Origin of the sequence: Hydrogenophaga palleronii NBRC 102513 (assembly GCF_001571225.1) — a bacterium.
In the GTDB taxonomy this organism is placed as follows: Bacteria; Pseudomonadota; Gammaproteobacteria; order Burkholderiales; family Burkholderiaceae_C; genus Hydrogenophaga; species Hydrogenophaga palleronii.
Genome location: NZ_BCTJ01000010.1, coordinates 1 through 19,102, shown reverse-complemented (window position 1 = coordinate 19,102; position 19,102 = coordinate 1). Strand labels below are relative to the sequence as shown.

The following is a 19,102-nucleotide window of genomic DNA, read 5'->3' as shown; positions in this document are numbered from 1 at the left end:
GACCATCCAGAAAACCACAGGAGACACCAGAGACCATGGCCGACGCCTTCCTCAAACCCGGCCGCTTCAGCGAAGCGGAATGGCAAGCCCGCGTGCAGCTGGCCGCCTGCTACCGCATCTTTGCCCACCTGGGCTGGGCCGAGCTGATCTACAACCACATCTCGCTGCGCGTGCCCGGGCCGGACGAGCACTTCCTCATCAACCCCTTCGGGCTGCACTACACCGAGGTCACCGCGTCCAACCTGGTCAAGGTGGATGTGGACGGCCACATCATCGGCAACGACGACTGGCCGATCAACCCGGCCGGCTTCACCTTCCACGGCGCCATACACGCCACCCTGCCCGACGCGCACTGTGTGATGCACGTGCACACCACGCCGACCATGGCCGTCTGCTGCAGCGAAGAGGGCTTGAGCTTCACCAACTTCTACGCCGCGCAGCTGCACGACCAGGTGGCGTACCACGACTTCGAAGGCATCACCGTGCACCGCGAAGAGGGCGCGCGCATCCTCGCCTCGGCCAACGGCCGGCGCGTGCTGCTGCTGCGCAACCACGGCCCGGTGATCATCGGCCACACGTTGCCGCAGGCCTTCAACCTCATGTGGCTGGTGCAGCGGGCCTGCGAGATCCAGGTGGCGTCGGCCACGCTCGGCAAGCAGCGCCAGATCCCGGTGCCGGTGCTCGAAAGCTGTGTGCGCGACTCGCTCAACTTCAACCCCAAGTACGGCGCTGGTGAAGACTCCTTCGCCGCCATGCAGCGGCTGATCGACCGCATCGACCCGGGGTATCGCGCATGACCGCACCAACGTTCCAGAAAGTCGCGGTGGTCGGTGTCGGCGCCATCGGCGGCCTGTTCGCCGGCTGGCTCGGCTCGCGCCTGCCGGCCGGGCAGATCCAGCTCTCGGCCGTGGCGCGCGGTGAAACGCTGCGCACCCTGCGCGAGCGCGGCCTCACCTGGGTCGATGCCGAAGGTGCCGAACACAGCGTGGCCGTCAATGCCAGCGACGACCCGGCCTGCCTCGGCGTGCAAGACCTGGTGATCGTCTCGGTCAAAGGCCCGGCCATGCCGCAGGTTGCGCCCGTGGTGCGCGCGCTCATGGGGCCGCACACCGTGGTGCTGGTTGCCATGAACGGCGTGCCCTGGTGGTTCTTCGACGGCCTGCCCGGTGAGGCCTCCGGTCTTCGGCTCAACGCGGTGGACCCCGGCGGCATCACCGCGCAGCACATTCCCACATCGCAGGTCATTGGCTGCGTGGTGCACGCCAGCGCCGCTGCGCCACAGCCCGCGCGCATCGAGCGCATCAAGAACAACCAGCTCATCATCGGCGAGCCGGCCGGTGGCGCCTCGCCGCGTGTGCAGGCGCTGGGCGAGCTGCTCACGCAGGGCGGTTTCGGCGTCACCGTGTCCGAGCGCATCCAGCGCGACATCTGGTACAAGCTCTGGGGCAACATGACCATGAACCCGGTCTCGGCCATCACCGGCGCACCGTGCGACCGCATCCTCGACGACGAGCTGGTGCGCGGCTTCTGCAGTGCCGTGATGCGCGAGGCGCAGACCATTGGCGCGCGCATCGGCATCCCCATTGACCAGAATCCCGAAGACCGCCACGCGGTCACGCGCAAGCTCGGCTCGTTCAAGACCTCGATGCTGCAGGACGTGGAAGCCGGCCGCCCCATCGAGCTCGACGCACTGGTGGGCGCGGTGCGCGAAATCGGCCAGCACCTGGGCGAAGCCACGCCCAACATGGACGCGCTCATGGGCCTGACCCGCCTGACCGGCCAGATGCGCAGCCTCTACCCCGAACCGACGAGGACCCCATGAAGATCCCCCGGAACACCTTCCGCGATGCCCTGAAAGCCGGCAAGCCCCAGATCGGCTGCTGGGTCGGTTTTGCCAGCCCCGACGTGGCCGAGGCCCTGGCCGGCTGCGGCTTCGACTGGCTGCTGATCGACGGCGAACACGCGCCCAACGATCCGCGCAGCGTGCTCGGTCAACTGCGTGCCATCGCCCCCTACGGCGAGACCCATGCGGTGGTGCGTGCTGTGGAGGGCAACGTGGCCCTGGTCAAGCAGTACCTCGACGTGGGCGCACAGACCCTGCTGATCCCGATGATCGACACGCCCGAACAGGCCGCGCTCATGGTGCAGGCCATGCGCTACCCACCCGAAGGCATTCGCGGCATGGGGGCGGCGCTGGCGCGCGCCTCGCGCTGGAACCAGGTGGACGATTACCTCAACCAGGCGAATGATCAGATGTGCCTGCTGGTGCAGGCCGAGACCGTGACCGCGGTGAGCAACCTCCAAGCCATCGCCGAGACCGAGGGCGTGGACGGCGTGTTCTTCGGCCCGGCCGATCTGTCGGCCAGCATGGGCTACCGCGGCCAGCCCGGCCACCCCGAAGTGCAGAAGGTGATTCTGGAAGGCATCGCCACCGTGCGCGCCGCCGGCAAGGCCGCCGGCATCCTCGCCACCGACCCGGCACTGGCGCAGCAGTACCTCGACGCGGGCGCGCTGTTCGTGGCGGTGGGGCTGGACACCTCGCTGCTGGTGAAGGCGGCCACCGCCCTGCGCCAGGGGTTCGGGCCGGTGGCCGGCGCCGCCGCCGAACCCCCGGCCTCCGGCGGCTACTGATCCGGGCGCGGGTCAGGCCCGGCCCTGCTGCGCGATCAGCCGCGCCAGCAGGCGCCGCACCCGAACGGGCGCCGCGTCGTTGCTCATCAGCACCGGGTTGAGTGAGAAGAAGTCGCTGGTGTTCATCTCCTTCTGAACAGCTTCGATGATGGGGCCGTCCTCGGTGACGAAGGCGTTGTGCATCGCCTCGATCTTCATCTGGTTGTACTCACCGTCATCCACGATGTGGTTGCGCCGCGTGGCAAAGAAATAGTGGGTCTCGGTGGCGCTGGCGGGCGTGCAGGTGTGCAGGTCGTACTGGCCCACCGTGTCCGTCAGGTCGAGATTGCCCTCGCCCTGGATGGCGCCCACGTTCAGCTGGATGTTGGCCGGTGCGCTCCAGGTGATGTCGAAGAAGCCGCGTGCCTCGCCCGCCGGGTCGGGCAGAAAGTTGGCGAAGATCATCATGGCCGGGGTCTGGCGCCACTCCCAGCGCACGTTGACGGTGTTGTTCTCTTCCCGCACCGGCGGCACCAGCGGCGAGAGCTGGCCGCGCGTGGTGATGATCTCGCCGTGCACGTGGTCGATGTGGCTCAGGTCCATCACGTTGTCCACGATCAGTTCGTAGTGGGCCTGCATCGGCATGTAGGTGTGGGCCACGCCGGTGGCCGGGCCGTTGTCGAGCGCGGAGAAGTCCGGCAGCTTGGCCGCGTCGGCCGGCTCGTCGCCCATCCAGATCCAGATGAAGCCGTACTTCTCCAGCAGCGTGAAGGTGCGGACCTTGGCGGCGGCGGGGATGTGCCCGGTGCCGTGCGGGCTATGGGTGCACTTGCCGGTGCAGTCGAAACGCAGCGCGTGGTATTTGCACACCACGTCGTCGCCGTGGCGCTCGCCCATCGACAGCGGCACGAAGCGGTGCGGGCAGCGGTCGTGCATGGCCACGGGCGAGCCGTCGGCCTTGCGGTACATCAGCACCGAGGTGTCCAGCAGCTGGCGCGTGAGCATGGCTTGCGGCCCGAGCTCGCGGGACATCGCGGCCACGTACCAGCAGTTGAGCAGGTAGGGGGTCTCCGGTTTGCCCACGGGGTTGCCGCTGGGGTGGGCGTAGATCGGGATCGTGCTCGGGTTTCGGGTGGGGGCGTCCATGTTGTCTCCTGTCGTTGCTTTGAATGAAGGCCGTTGCCGGCCGGTGGGGGAAATCGTGGTGGTGGGTGCTAGTGGTTCGCCAGCACCAGCAGCGGGCTGCGCGAGCGCGAGCAGCAAGGTGTGAAATGGCCCTGGTTCGCGTGCTCGTCCGGGGTGTAGAACTGGTCGCGGTGGTCGGGCTCGCCCGAGATCACCCGCACCGTGCAACTGCCGCAGATGCCTTGCTCGCACGAGAGCTGCAACGCAATGCCTGCCGCGCCCAGGGCCTGCGCCACGCTGGTCCCTGGCGCCACCGGTATCCGCTGTCCGGTGGGCTGCCACTCGACGGTGAACGCCGCCGCGTCTGCCACCACCGGGCCGGCCGCGCCGGGCGGCGCCGCAAAGTGCTCCACGTGCACACGGTCGGCCGCCCAGCCCAGGGCCTGCGCCTGCTCGCGCACATGGCCGATGAAGCCCGACGGGCCGCACACCCAGGCCTGGGTGCCGGGCGGCGACTGGCCGAGCAGCGCGCGCGCATCGAAGTGTTGCGAGGGTGGCCCGTCGTCATGGTGCAGGTGCACCAAGTGGGCCCAGGGCGCTTCCTTCAGGCGCTGCCGGAACGGCAGGCGAGTCACCGAGCGCGCGCAGGCGTGCAGCTCGAAAGATCGCTGCTCGGCCCACAGTTGCTCGGCCATGGCCAGCAGCGGCGTCAGGCCGATACCGCCGGCCAGCAACAGCGTGTGCGGGCAGGGCAGCAAGGCGAACGCGTTGCGAGGCAAGCCGATCTGCAACGCGGTGCCGACGCGCAGGGCCTCGTGCACGCACGCCGAGCCGCCCCTTCCCGAAGGTTCGCGCAGCACGGCGATGAGGTAGTGATCGCGCTCGTGCGGCGCGTTGCACAGCGAGTACTGGCGCACCAGCCCGTTGGGCAGGAGCAGGTCGATGTGGGCGCCGGCATCGAACGCGGGCAGCGGGCCCTGGCCTTCGGCGGGCACCAGGGTGAGAGCCACCACCTCCTGGGCCTGCACTTCGCGGTGCGACACGCGCACGTGCAGCAGGCCGGTGGCGGCGCCGGCGGTCGGGTTGTTCATGTTGTCTCCGTGGGGTGGGGCCGCCGTCAACCCATTGCATGGCGGCCATTGCGGCATTGCTTCGCAAACGTTGTGCCATGGCGCGGCCAGCGCGAAGGGCACGGGCAAGCCGTTGTCGTGCAACGATTTTTTGCAAAGCGGGGGTAAACCATGATGGCGGTGGAGGGGCCCGGTCTTCAGGATTTGCGGAAACGCCGGCTCGCGCCGATTTCAAGATTTGCTGAAACCGGCGCTGCCCTGGCGGCCGGACACCAGCCCCACGCGCCCACCACCACCATGTCCCAGAACCCCGCCATCGACCCGGCCAAGCTGCTGGCCGGCCACCTGCACTTCTCGCCCGACGCGGGCCACATCCAGCTGTTCAACCAGCGCATGCTGCTCATGCAGGCCGAGTCCTTCGCCGAGCTGCGGCGCGAGCTGATCGGCAGCCTGGGCACCGCCAAAACGCGTGCGCTCATGATGCGGCTGGGCTACCAGCAGGGGTTTGACGACGGCCAGCGCGTGCGCGAACAACTGGGCGAGGCCGACCTCGGCGCCGCGCTCGCGCTGGGGCCTCGCCTGCGTGAAATGGAAGGCTTCGTGCGCAACCAGCCGGTTGACGCGATGGAGGTCGACATCGCCAAAGGCCAGTTCTGGGGCGACTACTACTGGAGCGCGAGCTGGGAGGCCCAGGCCCACCTGGCCCACTGTGGCGTGAGCGGCTCGCCCGCCTGCTGGACCATGGTCGGTTACGCCGACGGCTACTGCACCGCCGTCACCGGCATGCCGATCCACTGGCACGAAGTGGAGTGCGTGGCCATGGGGCATGCGCGCTGCCGCGTCATCGGCCGGCCGCTGGTCGAATGGCAGCGTGAAGCGCCGCAGGACGAAGACGACACCGACTACCTGCAGGTCGACACCTTCGTGGACCGTGTCGGCCACAGCCGTTCGCGGGCGGCGCCAGACCGGGCCTCCACCAGCACGGCGTCGGGTCCGTCATCGGGCGTGCCCACCGGCAGCGCCGACGCCAGCGAGAACCTGGGCGGCTTTGTCGGCACATCCGCCGGTTTCCGCGCCGTGGCCCACCTCGTGCGCCGCGTGGCGCCCACCAACTCGACGGTGCTGTTTCGCGGCGAAAGCGGCGTGGGCAAGGAGTGCTTTGCGCGCGCGCTGCATTCCATTAGCCCGCGCGCCGCCGGGCCGATGATCTCCATCAACTGCGCGGCGATCCCGGCCAACCTTGTCGAGGCCGAACTGTTCGGCGTCGAGCGCGGCGCCTACACCGGTGCAGACCGCACCCGGCCCGGGCGTTTCGAGCGGGCCCATGGCGGCACCCTGTTTCTCGACGAGATCACCAGCCTGAGCCTGCCGGCGCAAGGCAAGGTGTTGCGCGTCATCCAGGAGCGGGAGTTCGAGCGCGTGGGCGGCACCGAAGTGCGGCGGGCGGATGTGCGCATCGTCGCGGCGGCGAACCGCGACCTGCGCACGGAAGTCAGCGAAGGGCGGTTTCGCACCGACCTGTTCTTTCGCCTCAACGTGTTCCCGATCGAGATCCCGCCGCTGCGGGAGCGCCTCGAAGACATCCCGTTACTGGTGGCGCTGTTCCTGGAGCGCAGCGTGCGCCGCTGCGGCAAGGACGTCAAAGGCCTGAGCCCGCAGGCCTACGCCGCCCTGTGGGACTACGACTGGCCGGGCAATGTGCGCGAGCTGGAGAACATGGTCGAGCGCGGCGTCATCCTCGCGGAAGAAGGCGGCAGTATCGACGTGCAACACCTGTTCGCGGGCGGCGAGACCTTGCGCGGCACCACCTGGAGCCTCGGCCCTGCGGGCGACCTGGTGCGCGAGAGAGGGCACGGCCACGCCAGCGCAGACGCCCCGTCCGGCGACCTGCCCGCCCTCGTGGATCAGCTGCTCGATCAACAGGCCTCGTTCACCGACATCGAAGCCATGCTGATCGACCGCGCCGTGGACCGCTGCGGCGGCAATGTGTCTGCCGTGGCAAGGCTGCTGCAGCTGCGGCGCGGCCAGGTGGAATACCGCATCAAGCGGCGCGAGAGCGGGGGCTGAGGCCGGCGCTCTCGAGCGCGCGGAACGGCGACAGAGCGGCCAAAGTGACAAACCGTGCCAGGCCGGTTTCTGAAAAACGCAGGCGGGTGGAGGTTTCTTCTGGTCGATTGGGTGACGGCCCACCGGCACCACCCCGGAAGCAGCGCCCGGGCGCCTGCCCCACCCCAGGCACTGGTTAACCCTCCCTCCCAAAAGGATAGAACCCACCCCGCCACCGTGCGGTTGGCCCTGCGATGCGCCCGCCTTCGCAATGGGTGACCCTGTGCGGGGTGCTCCCCAGAATGGCTCTCAGCGCCCCGGCCGCGGCCCCTCTGGACCGTGCGGACCGCAGCCGGAAGGCGCGTCCACCCCACAACGAGGAGAGAGAGACATGTTTTTGAAGAACGCCTGGTATTGCGCTGGTTGGGACAACGAGTTCCACCAGGGCGCCGACGCCATCATTGCCCGCAAGATCGCCGGAGAGCGGGTGGTGCTGTACCGCACCCCCAGCGGCAAGGTGGTGGCCCTTGAAGACCGCTGCCCGCACCGCCAGGCGGCGCTGTCGCTGGGCCGCAAGGAAGGTGAATCGCTGCGGTGCATGTACCACGGCATGAAGTTCGGCCCCGATGGTGTCTGCGACCACATCCCCGGCCAGGAGAGCATTCCGGAGCGCGCCTGCGTGCGCTCGTTCCCGGTGGTCGAGAAGGACAACTGGGTCTGGGTGTGGATGGGTGAGCCCGAGAAGGCCGACCCGGCACTGATCTGCTTCTCGGTCGGGCCGTCCGATCCGGGCTGGCACATCAAGACCTCGAAGATGCACGTCGAGACCAACTACCGTTGGGAAATCGAAAACCTCGCCGACCTCAGCCACCTGACCTGGGTGCACGAGAACACCGTGGGTGGTGACCCGGCCTATGGCGAGATCAAGCCCAAGCACACGTTGACGCCACGCGGTGTCAACACGCTGTTCTGGGTGCGCTCGGTCAAGCCGACGGCGCTGGTGCGCCACATCTTCCCGGAAGACATGAAGCTGGACATCTGCTTCGACATCCAGCACACCGTGCCTTGCAACTGGGTGATGCGCTTCCGCGCCTTCGCCGCCGGCACGGCCACCGAGGGCGAGTCCAACGGCCAGTTGCTGGTCGACACCTGGACCTGCCAGGCGGTGACGCCCTGCGACGAGGACTCGGTCGATTACTACTACTCCTGGGGCGCGAGCAAGGACACCGAGTTCCCCGGCCTGAGCGACATGCTCGGCCGCGGGCTGGACAAGGCCTTCACCGAAGACCGGATCATGCTGGAGGCGCAACACATCCGCCGCCGCGAGAAGCCGGACCTGAAGATGGTCGACATCTCCCACGACGCCGGCCCCGGCAAGATGCTGTGGGTGCTGGACAAGCTGATCCGCGAAGAGAAGGCGGCAGCGCCGGCACCTGCGCCTGTGCCTGCGCGCGAAGCCGGCCGTCCGGTCGTGGCCATCGCCACCGCGTCGTGACCGCCGCCACCACCATGGAGCGCCCGGCCCAGACGGGTGCTGCGCTGGCGCTCGAGGTGGCGGCCGTGCGCAGCGAGGCACGCGACGTGTTGTGCCTGGAGCTGCGCGCGCCGGGTGGTGGGAGTCTGCCGCCGTTTGCGCCGGGCGCCCACCTTGAGCTGCAGTTGCCCAACGGCCTGGTGCGGCACTACTCGTTGTGCAACAGCGCGGCCGAGTCCGACCGCTACGTGGTGGGCGTGGGCCTCTCGCCCAACAGCCGCGGTGGCTCGCGCTTCGTACACGACGCGCTGCGGCGCGGCGACGTGATCCGCAGCTCGGCGCCGCGCAACCACTTCCCGCTGGTGCAGGACGCGGCGGCCTACCGCTTCGTCGCGGGCGGCATCGGGGTCACGCCGCTGCTGTCGATGATCCACTGGTGCATCGACCACGGCAAACCCTGGCGGTTGCACTACTGCGTGCGCTCGCGCCAGCGCGCGGCGTTCTTTGAAGTGCTGCGCGAGCTGGACCCGGGCGGCAGCGCGTTGCACCTGCACGCCGATGACGAGCAGGGCGGGCGCTTCTTCGATCCGGCCGAGGCCCTGAGCGATCTCGAGCCAGGCGAACACGTTTACTGTTGCGGACCGGCACCGCTGATGCAGTCGGTGCAGCGCGCCAGCGAAGGGCGCCCGCCGGAGACGGTGCACTTCGAATGGTTCGCGGCACCGGCAGCGCCCGAGTCGGCACCACCGGCCGGTGGCTTCGAGGTGAAGATCCGCAGCACCGGCGCCAGCTTCAAGGTGGCACCCGAGCAGAGCCTGCTGGACGCGATGGAGGCCAACGGCGCGTGTGTGCCCTGGTCGTGCAAGGAGGGTTTGTGTGGCACCTGCCAGACCGGTGTGCTCTCCGGCCGCATCGAGCACCGCGATGGCGTGCTGTCGGCCGCGCAGCGGGCCGCCAACGACGTGATGCTGGTCTGCGTTTCGCGCGGCTGCGCTGGCGAGGTGCTGGAGCTCGATCTGTAGTCCGATCTGCGCACAAAACCCGGCATCGGCCCGCACGCCACCCGGGTGTGCGGGCCGATGTCGATGCTTGACGAAAGCACTCAGGGCGGTGGCATCAACCGCATGCGCCGCGCCTGCTGCACGGCGAGCGAACGCCGGTGCACGCCCATCTTTTCGTAGATCTTCTGCCAGTACCACTTGACGGTGCTCTCGGCCAGGCCGAGCGACACGCCGATCTCGCTGTTGAGCATGCTGGCACCCGCCAGCCGCAGGATCTCGATCTCGCGCGGTGTCAGCGCGCCGGCGGCGGCTGCCTCCGGGGCGGCTTCCGGTGACGCCGGTGCCTGGCTGTCCACATGGGCCAGGAGGCGCGCGGCCGCTTGCTGCGCAGACGTCGGCACCACGTCGCTGTGCGCGAGCAGGTGGCGCAGCAGATCGATCACGTCATCGCCCTCGTCGAGAAAGCTGCGCACGAAACCGGCGTCGGTGCCGAGGTCCAGTGCCTCGATCAGCTGGCGCAGCGCGGCAGTGCGTTGCCCCTGGCGCAAGGAGAGTCTGGCGAGCAGCACGGCGCAACGCACCGCAGAGCGCACGCAATGCCGGCTGCGCGCATGGGCGAACCAGCTCTTCATCAACGGCAGGGCCGCCTCGTCGTTGCTGGCGCGGGCGCAGGCGATGGCCAGCAGCTCGTGTTCGCTGGTGGTGTGCGCCCCGGGCAGCAGCCGCGCGGGGTGGGCGCCGGCCGCAACGAGCAGCCGCTGGGCCTCCCGCGTGTCGCCCGCCAGCATGCACTGGCGCACCCGCTCGGCCAGCACGTGGGCGCGCAGGCGGTTGAAGTCGTAACGCTCGGCAAAGTGCGCGGCGTCATTGAGCACGGCCGCGGCGGTGCGTGGGTCTCGTTCGGCGCTGGCGAGGCGCGCGGCGGTGATGAAGCCAGCGATCAGGTTGTCGACGAAACCCAGTTCGCGCGACATGGCGCTGTGGTCCTGGATCAGGCGGCGGGCGGTGTCGAGCTCGCCACGCTCGTAGGCCAGTTCGGCCAGCAGCATCGAAGGCATGGCCACCAACGCCGATTTGTCGCCATGCAGGCGCACGGCCCAGTCGCGCGCCAGCTCGTAGGTGGCGGCGGCACGCGTGAGATCGCCGGCGGCAAAGAGCAGCGTGCCGGCCACGCTGTTGTGGAACGCGGTGCCGTAGGTGGCGCCGTGGCGCACGAAGTTCTGGTAGGTGATCTCGGCCGCCGCCGCCGCGCCTTCGACGCAGTAGGTCTCGCGCTGGCACAACATCATCGCGGTCTCGGTGGAGGCGCGCATGAAGCCGTCGGTGCCGGTGTCCGCGTCCAGCCAACGGCGGCTGCGCTCGTGGGTGGCCACGATGTCGTCGCTGAGCATCGACAGCATCATCTCGCGGTGGGCGAGGGTGGACATCAGCCGCTCGTGCCGGCTCGCGGCGGCCGCGTCCATGGGTTCGGCGGCCCAGCGCTCCAGCGTGGCGCGCGCGTTGCGCAAGGCATGGCGGGCCTGCGGGAATTGCCAGCGCAGCTCGCAGTCCCAGGCCAGGTCGAGCTGCAGGCGCGGGCAGTCGGCCGCCACCGCGGGCGGCAGCCGTGAGGCCAGCGCCTGCACCGTGGCGAACTGGCCGGTGGCGAACAGGTGCGGGCTGGCGGTGTCGAGCAGTTCGGCGGCAAAGGCCTCGTCGCCGGCCGCGAAGGCGTGTGCGATCGCGTCCAGCGTGAAGCCGTGCGCGGCCAGCCAGCGGCAGGCCCGCGCGTGCAGTTCGGCGTGGTGGTCCGGCTGGCGCTCGCGCAGGCGCCGCTGCAGGAATTCGGCGAACAGGTGGTGGTATCGATACCAGCGCTTTTCGCTGTCGAGCGAGAAGATGAACAGGTTGCCGCTCTCCAGCCGGTCGAGCACGCTGCGCGCGTCCTGCTGCCGGGTCACCGCGTTGCACAGCGCGGTGTCGAAGCGTTTGAGGATGCAGGTGGCGAGCAGGAAGTCTTGCACGTCGGGGCTCTGGCGGCCGAACACTTCGTCGGCCAGGAAGTCGCCGACGTCGCGGTGCTCGCCGGAAAAACGCGCCAGGAACTGCTGCGGGTCGCTGCTGTCGCGCAGCGCGATCGCGGCGAACTGCAGTCCGGCAACCCAGCCTTCGGTGCGCTCGTGCAGCAGGCTGAGCACATCGGGGGCCAGCGGGCTGCCGTTCTGGCGCGCGAAGAACTCGCCCACCTCGGGCGCGGAAAAACGCAGCTCCTGGCCACCGAGCTCCAGCACGGCGTTGCGCAGCCGCAGGGGCGACATCGGCAAGGTGTGTGCGGTGCGCGTGGCGATGAGCAGGCGGAAATGCCCGAGCGGGGCGAGCAGGATCGCCTGCACGGTGGCGATGACGGCTTCGTCGGTGATGAGGTGGAAGTCGTCGATGAAGAGCAGGGTGTTCTTCTCGATGGCGGCCAGCTCGTTGAGCAGCGTGGCCTTGAGCACCGAGGGCGGCAGGCCCACCCCCGAGCGCAACAGGGCCAGCGTGGCTTGCCCGGCGTGCGAGCCACCGGCCCGGATGGCTTCGACGAAATGCAGCAGGAAGTGCCCGAGGTCGTTGTCGCCCGCGTCCAGGCTGAGCCAGCCGGTGATGGCGTTGGGCGCGATGTGCCGGCGCACCTGTGCCAGCAGGCTGGTCTTGCCGTAGCCGGCGGGCGCGGTGATCACGACCGCGTGCTGCTGCACGCGCTGCGCGATCAGTGCCTCCAGGCCCGTGCGGTCCACGAGCCATTCAGCTTGTTTGCCAGGCGGCGCGAGCTTGGTCCAGTTGACCATGGGCGCCAGCGTTTCGGGTTGCATCGTGGGGTAGGGATCAATGGCGGGTGCTTGATCCACGTTGTTTTTTGAGGGACGGAACTCCTGTGCGATTAGAGGTAAACGGGTTCAGGCACAGCATCGGGACAAACCCGACGGCATGGCCTGCCGCCCGCGCCGCCGGCTAGCGCCCAGGGCTTTTGTTGCGGCCTTCGGGCGGGTGGGTTCGGGCGAATGGCATGGGGTGCTCTCCGTTGTGTTCGTGGGGAAAGAAACGGTCGGTGCCTCGGCCCGCAGGCCTCCGGGCCGAGGCCCCGACCACCCGCCGCGGCGCTCTCGTGGGCAGAGGGCGCCGCAGCAGCGCGGGGATCAGCCGGCCTTGATGCCGAGCTGGCGGATCAGGCCGCCCCAGCGGGTGTTCTCGGCCTGGATGAAGGCGCCGAACTCCTGCGGTGTGGTGACCCGCAGGTTGGCGGAGATGTTGTCGAACGCCGCCACCGCATCCGAGCTCTTTGCCCCCTTGGCCCAGGCATCACGCAACTGCTGCACGATGGCCGGCGGTGTGGCCGCCGGGGCGATCAAGCCGAACCAGGTTTCCACCGCGAAGCCGGGGTAGCCGGACTCGGCCACCGTCGGCACATTGGGCAGGGCCTGGGCGCGCGCCGGTGAGGTGACCGCCAGCGCCTTGAGCTTGCCCGAGCGGATGTGCTGCAGCGTGGTGGCCAGCGAGCTTTCCATGCTCATGAGCACGGTGCCCGACAACAGATCCGGCACCACCTGGCTCGACCCCTTGTACGGCACGTTCAGCAGCTGGATGCCGGCAACCGATTGCAGCAGCTCGGCGGCCAGGTGGTTGCTGGTGCCGATGCCCGAGGTGGCGTAACCGAGCTGGCCCGGATTCGCCTTGGCGTAGGCCACCAGGCCCTTGAGGTCGCTGAAGGGCGCGCTCGGGTGCACGACGATCACGCAGGGCGTGGTGCCGACGAGGGAGATCGGCGCGAGGTCTTTCTCGACCTGGAACGGCAGCTTGTCGTACAGATGGGGTGAGATGGCCAGGCTGCTGATGGCCGACAGGCCGAGGGTGTAGCCATCGGGGGCGGCCTTGGCCACCGCATCGGTGCCGATGTTGCCGCCCGCACCGGCCTTGTTCTCCACCACGAAGGACTGGCCCAGCGCGTCCCCCATGGCCTTGGCCGCCGTGCGGCCCATGATGTCGGTGGGCCCGCCCGGCGGGAAGGGCACGACCAGCTTCACCGGCCGGTTGGGGTAGGTCTCCTGCGACCAGCCGGCGGCCGGCGCCAGCGCGATGCCGCCGGCGGTGCCAGCGATGAATTGCCTGCGATCAATCATCGAGTGTCTCCTTTGTGGTTTTTTTCCGGGGCAGCGCATCCCGCGCGCGGGCCATCCGCTGGAGGCCCGGCCCGACGAGGCTGTCGCGCCCACCACGCCGTCGTCCCGCCGCTTGCGCGTTCACACGCGGCGCCGCGGAACGGCCAGCCCCTGCCGGGAGGCGGGGATGGCAGTGGCGGGCGCCGGTGGGGTGGGACAGGTGGGCATGGCGCCCGGAGGGCTGCACATGCCGTGCCCGCAGGCGGGCAAACCGAGGCAAATCTCGATATTGAAGGGTTAACCACTAAGCCTTTGGAAGCGATCACCCCGATCACGTGGGTGAAAACCCTTGGGCGCCGGGCCCGGTGGAGGCTGGGGGCGGCCGGAATTTTGAGCAAAACAGCAGGTGGTTCCGGCCGGTTTTCATCATTTGATGAAGCGCAGCGCGTCCGCGCGCACCTGGCCCGTTGCCTGCCAGGGGCTGAATATCGATAACTTTGGCGGTGGCTGCGTCGCGCGATGCGCGCAGTTGCCGTCAGCAGGGCTTCAGCCCAATAGTGCGGGGAACAGCTTCACCAGGCCGTTGGCCATCACCTCGACCGCCAGCGCGGCCAGGATCAGGCCCATCAGCCGCGTCATCACGTTGATGCCGGTCTGGCCGAGGAAACGGGCGATCGGCTCGGCCAGGGTGAAGCAGATGGCGGTGGCGAGCGCGATCACCACGCCATAACCCACCAGCGCGGCATGCTGGAAGAAGGTCTTGGCCTGGTCGGCGTAGATCACCACGGTGGACATGCTGGCCGGGCCGGTGAGCAGCGGAATGGCCAGCGGCACCACCGCGATGGAGGTGCGCGCCGAGGTGTCGCTCAGGTCCTGGTCGTTCACCTTCGCTTCGGCCGGGCGCGCGTTCAACATCGACAGCGCCGAGGTCAGCAGCAGCATGCCGCCACCGACCTGGAAACTCGCCAGCGAGATGTTGAAGAAGGCCAGGATCTGCAGGCCGATCAGGGCGCAGGTGGCGATCACCGCAAACGCCGTGAAGGCCGAGATCAAGACCGTGCGCTGCCGCTGCGCGGGCGAGAAACCCTGCGTGTAGTGGATGAAGAACGGCACGATCGCCAGCGGGTTGACGATGGCCAGCAGGGTGATGAGCGGCTTGAAGTCCATGGTGGATTGTGGCGCACCCCCGCCGCGCTGAGCGCGTCTCCGCACGCCGGGATCGGTGGAGCGCGGGCGTTACGCCTTCTCGGGTGTGCCCGGCTCGCGGCGCCGGAACATGCCGTAGCCATCCATGAACAGCACCTTGTCGCCATGCTGGTTGAACATCTCCCAGGCGGTGCGCACCAGGCCCACGTCCAGCCGTTTGCTCATGGGGCGTTTCTCCAGGATGGTGTGCTGCAGGCGCAGCGTGTCGCCGGGGAACACCGGCTTCAACCACTTCAAACTCTCCAGGCCCGGCGAGCCCAGGCTGGAGCTCTGGTTGAGGAAGTTGGTGGCCATCAGCCGCATGGCCATGGCGCAGGTGTGCCAGCCGCTGGCGCTGAGCGCGCCGAACACCGAGGCCTTGGCCGCGTCCTCGTCGAGGTGGAAGGGCTGCGGATCGAACTGCTGCGCGAAAGCCAGCGTGTCTTCGCGCGTGGGCGTGATGGTGCCGAGATCGCGCGTTTGGCCGACCTGCAGGTCTTCCCACCAGTACAGGATGTGGGATGTGTCGGCGGGGTTCCTGGTGCTCATGTTCAACGTCCTCCGGAAACGTCCATCAAGGACATGGTGGTGTAACTCGCGGCGTCCGACAGCAGCCAGACGATGGCCTGTGCCACCTCGTCGGCCTGGCCGCCGCGCTGCATCGGCACCTGGTGTTGCAGGTCGCGCACGCGGTCGGGCAGGCCGCCCGAGGCGTGGATGTCGGTCTCGATCAGGCCCGGGCGCACCGCATTGACGCGGACGCCCTCGCCGCCGACCTCGCGCGCCAGGCCGATGGTGAAGGCGTCGATGGCGCCCTTGGCCGCGGCGTAGTCCACGTACTGCCCGGCCGCGCCCAGGCGCGAGGCCGCGCTGGACACGTTGACGATGGAGCCACCTTCGCCGCCGTGCCGCGTGCTCATGCGCCGCACTGCCTCGCGCGCGCAGAGCATGGAGCCGATCACGTTGATGTCGAACATGCGGCGCCAGCGCGCCACGCTCATCTGGTCCACGCGCGCGGTCACGTCGACCACGCCGGCGTTGTTGACCAGCCCGCGCAGCCGGCCGAGCTTGGCGTCGATCTTCGCGAACATGGCCAGCACCTGCTCTTCGTGTGCCACGTCGGCCTGCACGCTGATGGCCGTGCCACCGTCGGCGCGGATGGCGCGCACCACCTCGTCGGCGGCAAGCGAATTCGCGGTGTAGTTCACCGCCACGGCCCAGCCCTGTCGTGCAGCCAGCCGCGCGGTGGCCGCGCCGATACCGCGCCCGCCGCCGGTGACCAGCAGCGCCCGGCCTGTCATGTCGCCCATAAACTGTCTCCTGCAGAATGCGGTGGCATCGCGTACAACACGGGCTTGCCATCCCGCGCGTCATTACAACAGCGACAGGAGACTGCCATGGGTCGCACAGTCGACTACTACTTCGTTCCCCAAAGCCCCTGGACCTACCTCGGGCACGAGCGCTTCGCCGCGCTGCTGCGCGACACCGGCACCGCCGTGCGCGTGCTGCCCATGGACCTGGGGCGCATCTTTCCGCTCTCTGGCGGCCTGCCGCTGCAGAAGCGCGCGCCGCAACGCCAGGCCTACCGCCTGCTGGAGCTGCGCCGCTTCAGCGAGGCGCTGGGCGTGCCCATCCACCCCGAGCCGCGTTTCTTTCCGGTCGCGGGCGACCCGGCAGCGTTGCTGATCACCGCCGTGGCCCAGCACGACGGCGACGAGGCCGCGATGCGGCTCACCGGCGCGGTGCTGGCCGCCGTGTGGACGCAGCAGCGCGACATCGCCGCGCCCGAAGTGCTGGCCGAGCTGCTGGCGGAGAACGGTCTGGATGGCGGGCGGCTGGCGCAGTCGCAGACGCCGCCGGTGCGTGCGCGTTACGACGCACAGACCCAGGCCGCCATCGACCTGAACGTGTTCGGCGCGCCGAGTTACGTCATCGACGGTGAGCTGTTCTGGGGCCAGGACCGGCTCGACTTTGTGGAGCGCGCGCTGCGCGCGGCCTGAATTTTTCAACCCGACAACAGGAGACAAGACATGGGTCAGACCATCGAACTCACATCCGCCGACGGCTTCAAATTTCCTGCCTACGTGGCACAACCCAGCGGCAAGCCCCGGGGCGCGCTGGTGGTGCTGCAGGAAATTTTCGGCCTCAACCCGCACATCCGTGCGGTGGCCGATGGTTATGCGGCCGATGGCTACTTCGTGGTTGCTCCGCACACCTTCCACCGCGTCAAACCCGGCGTGGACCTGGGCTACCAGGAAGACGACATGAAGGCCGGCATCGGCCTCAAGGCCGCCGTCGAAGGCCTGCCCGCACCGGGTGTGATGCAAGACATCCAGGCCGCCATCCACCACGCCGCGCAAGCCGGCAAGGTCGGCATCGTGGGTTACTGCTGGGGCGGCCTGCTGAGCTGGCGCGCGGCCAGCGCCTTGCAGGGCCTGTCGGCGTCGGTACCGTATTACGGCGGCGGCATGACGGTGGGTGACGACCTGTTGTGCCAGCCCACCGTGCCGGTGATGGTGCACTTCGGCGCGCAAGACCACTGGATTCCGCTCGACACCGTGGAGGCGTTCAAGAAAGCCCAGCCCGCCGTGACCGTGCACGTCTACGACGCCAACCACGGCTTCAACTGCGACCAGCGCGGCGCGTACAACGAAGCGGCGGCCAAGCTGGCGCGCGAACGCACGCTGGCCTTCTTCGCCCAGCACCTGAGCTGATGGCCCACGCCCGCCGCACCGCGCGTCACCTCCTGCCAGGGGGCGGTGCCGGCGGCCGGGCGCAGCCGGTGGCGCGGCGGCTCCGGGCCGCCTGCCTGTTCGCCGCAACGGCCTGGGCTTCGACCGCCGTCGCGGCCGACTACAGCGGCCCGCTGTTCGACGCCCACCTGCACTACAACAACGAGGCCTGCACACACGACACGCCGGCCGCGGGCTGCCCGCACCCGATGTCCGACGTGCTCGAACGCATGCGGCGCAACGGCGTGCGCGGCATCGTCGCCAACTCGCGGCCCAACGACGGCACGCGGGCGCTGGCCAGCGCGCGCGAGCTGACGCGCGAGTTCGGCGTGGCGGTGGTGCCCTTCGTGCGCCTCTACCGCGACCGCGCCGACTACAACAACTGGTTCCGCGACCCGAGCATCGTCGAGATGGTCAACGCCGAACTGCAGCGCGGCACCCCCGCCGGGCCGTACCGCGGCCTGGGCGAGTTCCACCTCTACGACAGTGCCAACGCCAACGGCCCGGTGGCCAAACAGTTGATGGCCCTGGCCGAAGAGAAGGACCTCGCCATCCTCGCGCACGTGGACGATGTGGCGGTGGACCTGCTGATGGCAAACACGCCATCCAAAGGGCGCAAGTCCCTGCTTGTCTGGGCGCACACCGGCATCGGTGGCACGCCGGTGGAACGTGTGGACGCGATGTTCGCGCGTTACCCGCGCCTGATGGGCGAGCTGTCCTACCGCCCCGGCCTCACCTGCAGCGACGGCCAGCTCTGCCCCGAATGGCGCGCGCTGCTGCTCAAGTACCCGGACCGTTTCATGATCGGCTCCGACACCTGGGTCAACCAGCGCTGGCTGTACTACGACGACCTCATGAAGGGCTACCGCACCTGGCTCGGCGGCCTGCCCGCCGACGTGGCCCGGCGCATCGCCTGGGACAACGGCGCGAAACTCTTTGGCGTGCCCACACCAACACCTTGAACATGCTCCAGCTGCACATCGCGCCCAGCACCGCTGCCATGGTGCCCCACATCCTGCTCGAAGACATTGGCGTGCCTTACGAACGCGTGTGGGTGGACCCGCAGAGCGGTGGGCACAAGACCCCGGCCTACCTCGCGCTCAACCCGAATGGCCTGATCCCGGTGCTGGTCGATGGCGACTTGGTGCTCTACGAAACCGCCGCGATCTGCCTGCACCTGAGCGACACGCACCCGCAGGCCGGGCTGATGCCGGCCATGGGCACGCGCGACCGCGCCCACGCCTACAAGTGGCTGATGTGGCTGACCAACACGCTGCAGGCCACGCTCATCGTTTACTTCTACCCCGAGCGCTGGGCCGACAGCGGCCACACGGACGTTGCCGCCGAAGTGCGGCGCAACGCTCAGGCCCGCGTGGGGCCGCTGCTTGACCAGCTCGACGCCGAACTCGCGCGCCACGGCGGCCCCTGGTTCATGGGCGAGCACTTCACTCTGCTCGATGCGTACGTGTTCACGCTGTGCCGCTGGACGCGCCACTTTTCCAGCGCACCGGCACGAAAGCGGCCGCACCTCGGGCCCTACCTGCAGCGCATGCTGGCGCGGCCGTCGATGCAGCGGGTGATGGCGAACGAAGGCCTGAGTGAGCCCTATGTGTGAGGGGCACATCGGCGGGACGCGATTCAGCGCTGGGTGAAGCGCAGCGGCACAGGGGAGCACACAGCCGGCGTGCGACCCACCACGGAAGAGACAACGCCAGACCAGGGGCAGCAAGGGCTCGGCTCCGCC

General features: G+C 69.0%; 17 protein-coding genes. 10 read left to right on the top strand and 7 right to left on the bottom strand.

Annotated features, from left to right (window positions below; all coding sequences use genetic code 11):
• The first annotated feature begins 35 nt into the window (after positions 1-35).
• From HPA01S_RS09205 to hpaI, 3 genes are read left to right on the top strand one after another with little or no spacing between them, the layout of a single operon-like run.
• Positions 36-797 carry a class II aldolase/adducin family protein gene (locus HPA01S_RS09205; RefSeq protein ID WP_066269154.1) on the top strand — a complete coding sequence of 254 codons (762 nt, stop codon included), beginning with the start codon at positions 36-38 and terminating at the stop codon, positions 795-797.
• A complete protein-coding gene (locus HPA01S_RS09200; RefSeq protein WP_066269152.1) occupies positions 794-1,822 on the top strand; it encodes a 2-dehydropantoate 2-reductase in 1,029 nt (342 codons plus the stop codon). Before HPA01S_RS09205 ends, HPA01S_RS09200 begins: the two co-directional genes overlap by 4 nt.
• Positions 1,819-2,631, top strand: coding sequence for a 4-hydroxy-2-oxoheptanedioate aldolase (hpaI, locus tag HPA01S_RS09195; RefSeq protein ID WP_066269151.1), 813 nt, complete (start codon positions 1,819-1,821; stop codon positions 2,629-2,631). Before HPA01S_RS09200 ends, hpaI begins: the two co-directional genes overlap by 4 nt.
• A gap of 12 nt (positions 2,632-2,643) precedes the next feature.
• Here hpaI and HPA01S_RS09190 read toward each other — a convergent pair whose 3' ends face one another.
• Together HPA01S_RS09190 and HPA01S_RS09185 are read right to left on the bottom strand one after the other, a co-directional pair.
• Positions 2,644-3,756 (bottom strand): Rieske 2Fe-2S domain-containing protein, encoded by a 1,113-nt coding sequence (locus HPA01S_RS09190; RefSeq protein WP_084360576.1) that lies wholly within the window; start codon positions 3,754-3,756, stop codon positions 2,644-2,646.
• Between the two features lie 68 nt (positions 3,757-3,824).
• Entirely contained in the window at positions 3,825-4,826 is a 1,002-nt protein-coding gene (locus HPA01S_RS09185; protein ID WP_066269150.1) for a PDR/VanB family oxidoreductase, read from the bottom strand.
• Positions 4,827-5,102: 276 nt separating this feature from the next.
• Here HPA01S_RS09185 and HPA01S_RS09180 point away from each other — a divergent pair, with 276 nt between their 5' ends.
• The 3 genes from HPA01S_RS09180 (at position 5,103) to HPA01S_RS09170 (ending at position 9,347) form a co-directional block, all read left to right on the top strand.
• The gene (locus HPA01S_RS09180) at positions 5,103-6,872 is read left to right on the top strand and encodes a sigma-54-dependent Fis family transcriptional regulator (protein WP_066269145.1); all 1,770 of its coding nucleotides are present in this window, start codon (positions 5,103-5,105) and stop codon (positions 6,870-6,872) included.
• A gap of 370 nt (positions 6,873-7,242) precedes the next feature.
• Positions 7,243-8,346 (top strand): Rieske 2Fe-2S domain-containing protein, encoded by a 1,104-nt coding sequence (locus HPA01S_RS09175; protein ID WP_066269143.1) that lies wholly within the window; start codon positions 7,243-7,245, stop codon positions 8,344-8,346.
• Positions 8,343-9,347: a PDR/VanB family oxidoreductase gene (locus tag HPA01S_RS09170; protein ID WP_245638607.1), complete on the top strand. Its 1,005-nt coding sequence runs from the start codon at positions 8,343-8,345 to the stop codon at positions 9,345-9,347. The genes HPA01S_RS09175 and HPA01S_RS09170 overlap by 4 nt, the downstream gene beginning before the upstream one ends.
• A gap of 80 nt (positions 9,348-9,427) precedes the next feature.
• On the opposite strand, the gene HPA01S_RS09165 is transcribed toward HPA01S_RS09170, so the two are convergent.
• The 5 genes from HPA01S_RS09165 to HPA01S_RS09145 form a co-directional block, all read right to left on the bottom strand.
• Complete coding sequence (locus tag HPA01S_RS09165; protein WP_157084948.1) at positions 9,428-12,193, bottom strand: winged helix-turn-helix domain-containing protein; 2,766 nt, start codon at positions 12,191-12,193, stop codon at positions 9,428-9,430.
• Between the two features lie 288 nt (positions 12,194-12,481).
• Positions 12,482-13,459: a Bug family tripartite tricarboxylate transporter substrate binding protein gene (locus tag HPA01S_RS09160; protein ID WP_066269365.1), complete on the bottom strand. Its 978-nt coding sequence runs from the start codon at positions 13,457-13,459 to the stop codon at positions 12,482-12,484.
• A 528-nt stretch (positions 13,460-13,987) separates the two neighbouring features.
• Positions 13,988-14,608 carry a MarC family protein gene (locus HPA01S_RS09155; RefSeq protein ID WP_066269141.1) on the bottom strand — a complete coding sequence of 207 codons (621 nt, stop codon included), beginning with the start codon at positions 14,606-14,608 and terminating at the stop codon, positions 13,988-13,990.
• Between the two features lie 69 nt (positions 14,609-14,677).
• The gene (locus HPA01S_RS09150; RefSeq protein ID WP_066269138.1) at positions 14,678-15,175 is read right to left on the bottom strand and encodes a MaoC family dehydratase; all 498 of its coding nucleotides are present in this window, start codon (positions 15,173-15,175) and stop codon (positions 14,678-14,680) included.
• A gap of 2 nt (positions 15,176-15,177) precedes the next feature.
• Complete coding sequence (locus HPA01S_RS09145) at positions 15,178-15,927, bottom strand: SDR family oxidoreductase (RefSeq protein ID WP_066269362.1); 750 nt, start codon at positions 15,925-15,927, stop codon at positions 15,178-15,180.
• Positions 15,928-16,023: 96 nt separating this feature from the next.
• Between HPA01S_RS09145 and HPA01S_RS09140 the strand changes: the two genes are divergently transcribed.
• The 4 genes from HPA01S_RS09140 to HPA01S_RS09125 are packed head-to-tail and all read left to right on the top strand — an operon-like array spanning position 16,024 to position 18,973.
• Entirely contained in the window at positions 16,024-16,626 is a 603-nt protein-coding gene (locus HPA01S_RS09140; RefSeq protein WP_066269137.1) for a 2-hydroxychromene-2-carboxylate isomerase, read from the top strand.
• 30 nt (positions 16,627-16,656) lie between these two features.
• Positions 16,657-17,340, top strand: coding sequence for a dienelactone hydrolase family protein (locus tag HPA01S_RS09135; protein WP_066269136.1), 684 nt, complete (start codon positions 16,657-16,659; stop codon positions 17,338-17,340).
• Positions 17,340-18,320: an amidohydrolase gene (locus tag HPA01S_RS09130; protein WP_245638606.1), complete on the top strand. Its 981-nt coding sequence runs from the start codon at positions 17,340-17,342 to the stop codon at positions 18,318-18,320. The genes HPA01S_RS09135 and HPA01S_RS09130 overlap by 1 nt, the downstream gene beginning before the upstream one ends.
• A gap of 2 nt (positions 18,321-18,322) precedes the next feature.
• Complete coding sequence (locus HPA01S_RS09125) at positions 18,323-18,973, top strand: glutathione S-transferase family protein (RefSeq protein WP_066269132.1); 651 nt, start codon at positions 18,323-18,325, stop codon at positions 18,971-18,973.
• Positions 18,974-19,102 lie beyond the last annotated feature (129 nt).

What these genes read in the sequence shown, in the direction of transcription:
- HPA01S_RS09205 (WP_066269154.1), top strand. Translation starts at nt 36, where the DNA reads ATGGCCGACGCCTTCCTCAAACCCGGCCGCTTCAGCGAAGCGGAATGG.
- HPA01S_RS09200 (WP_066269152.1), top strand. Translation starts at nt 794, where the DNA reads ATGACCGCACCAACGTTCCAGAAAGTCGCGGTGGTCGGTGTCGGCGCC.
- hpaI (WP_066269151.1), top strand. Translation starts at nt 1,819, where the DNA reads ATGAAGATCCCCCGGAACACCTTCCGCGATGCCCTGAAAGCCGGCAAG.
- HPA01S_RS09190 (WP_084360576.1), bottom strand. Translation starts at nt 3,756, where the DNA reads ATGGACGCCCCCACCCGAAACCCGAGCACGATCCCGATCTACGCCCAC.
- HPA01S_RS09185 (WP_066269150.1), bottom strand. Translation starts at nt 4,826, where the DNA reads ATGAACAACCCGACCGCCGGCGCCGCCACCGGCCTGCTGCACGTGCGC.
- HPA01S_RS09180 (WP_066269145.1), top strand. Translation starts at nt 5,103, where the DNA reads ATGTCCCAGAACCCCGCCATCGACCCGGCCAAGCTGCTGGCCGGCCAC.
- HPA01S_RS09175 (WP_066269143.1), top strand. Translation starts at nt 7,243, where the DNA reads ATGTTTTTGAAGAACGCCTGGTATTGCGCTGGTTGGGACAACGAGTTC.
- HPA01S_RS09155 (WP_066269141.1), bottom strand. Translation starts at nt 14,608, where the DNA reads ATGGACTTCAAGCCGCTCATCACCCTGCTGGCCATCGTCAACCCGCTG.
- HPA01S_RS09150 (WP_066269138.1), bottom strand. Translation starts at nt 15,175, where the DNA reads ATGAGCACCAGGAACCCCGCCGACACATCCCACATCCTGTACTGGTGG.
- HPA01S_RS09145 (WP_066269362.1), bottom strand. Translation starts at nt 15,927, where the DNA reads ATGACAGGCCGGGCGCTGCTGGTCACCGGCGGCGGGCGCGGTATCGGC.
- HPA01S_RS09140 (WP_066269137.1), top strand. Translation starts at nt 16,024, where the DNA reads ATGGGTCGCACAGTCGACTACTACTTCGTTCCCCAAAGCCCCTGGACC.
- HPA01S_RS09135 (WP_066269136.1), top strand. Translation starts at nt 16,657, where the DNA reads ATGGGTCAGACCATCGAACTCACATCCGCCGACGGCTTCAAATTTCCT.
- HPA01S_RS09130 (WP_245638606.1), top strand. Translation starts at nt 17,340, where the DNA reads ATGGCCCACGCCCGCCGCACCGCGCGTCACCTCCTGCCAGGGGGCGGT.
- HPA01S_RS09125 (WP_066269132.1), top strand. Translation starts at nt 18,323, where the DNA reads ATGCTCCAGCTGCACATCGCGCCCAGCACCGCTGCCATGGTGCCCCAC.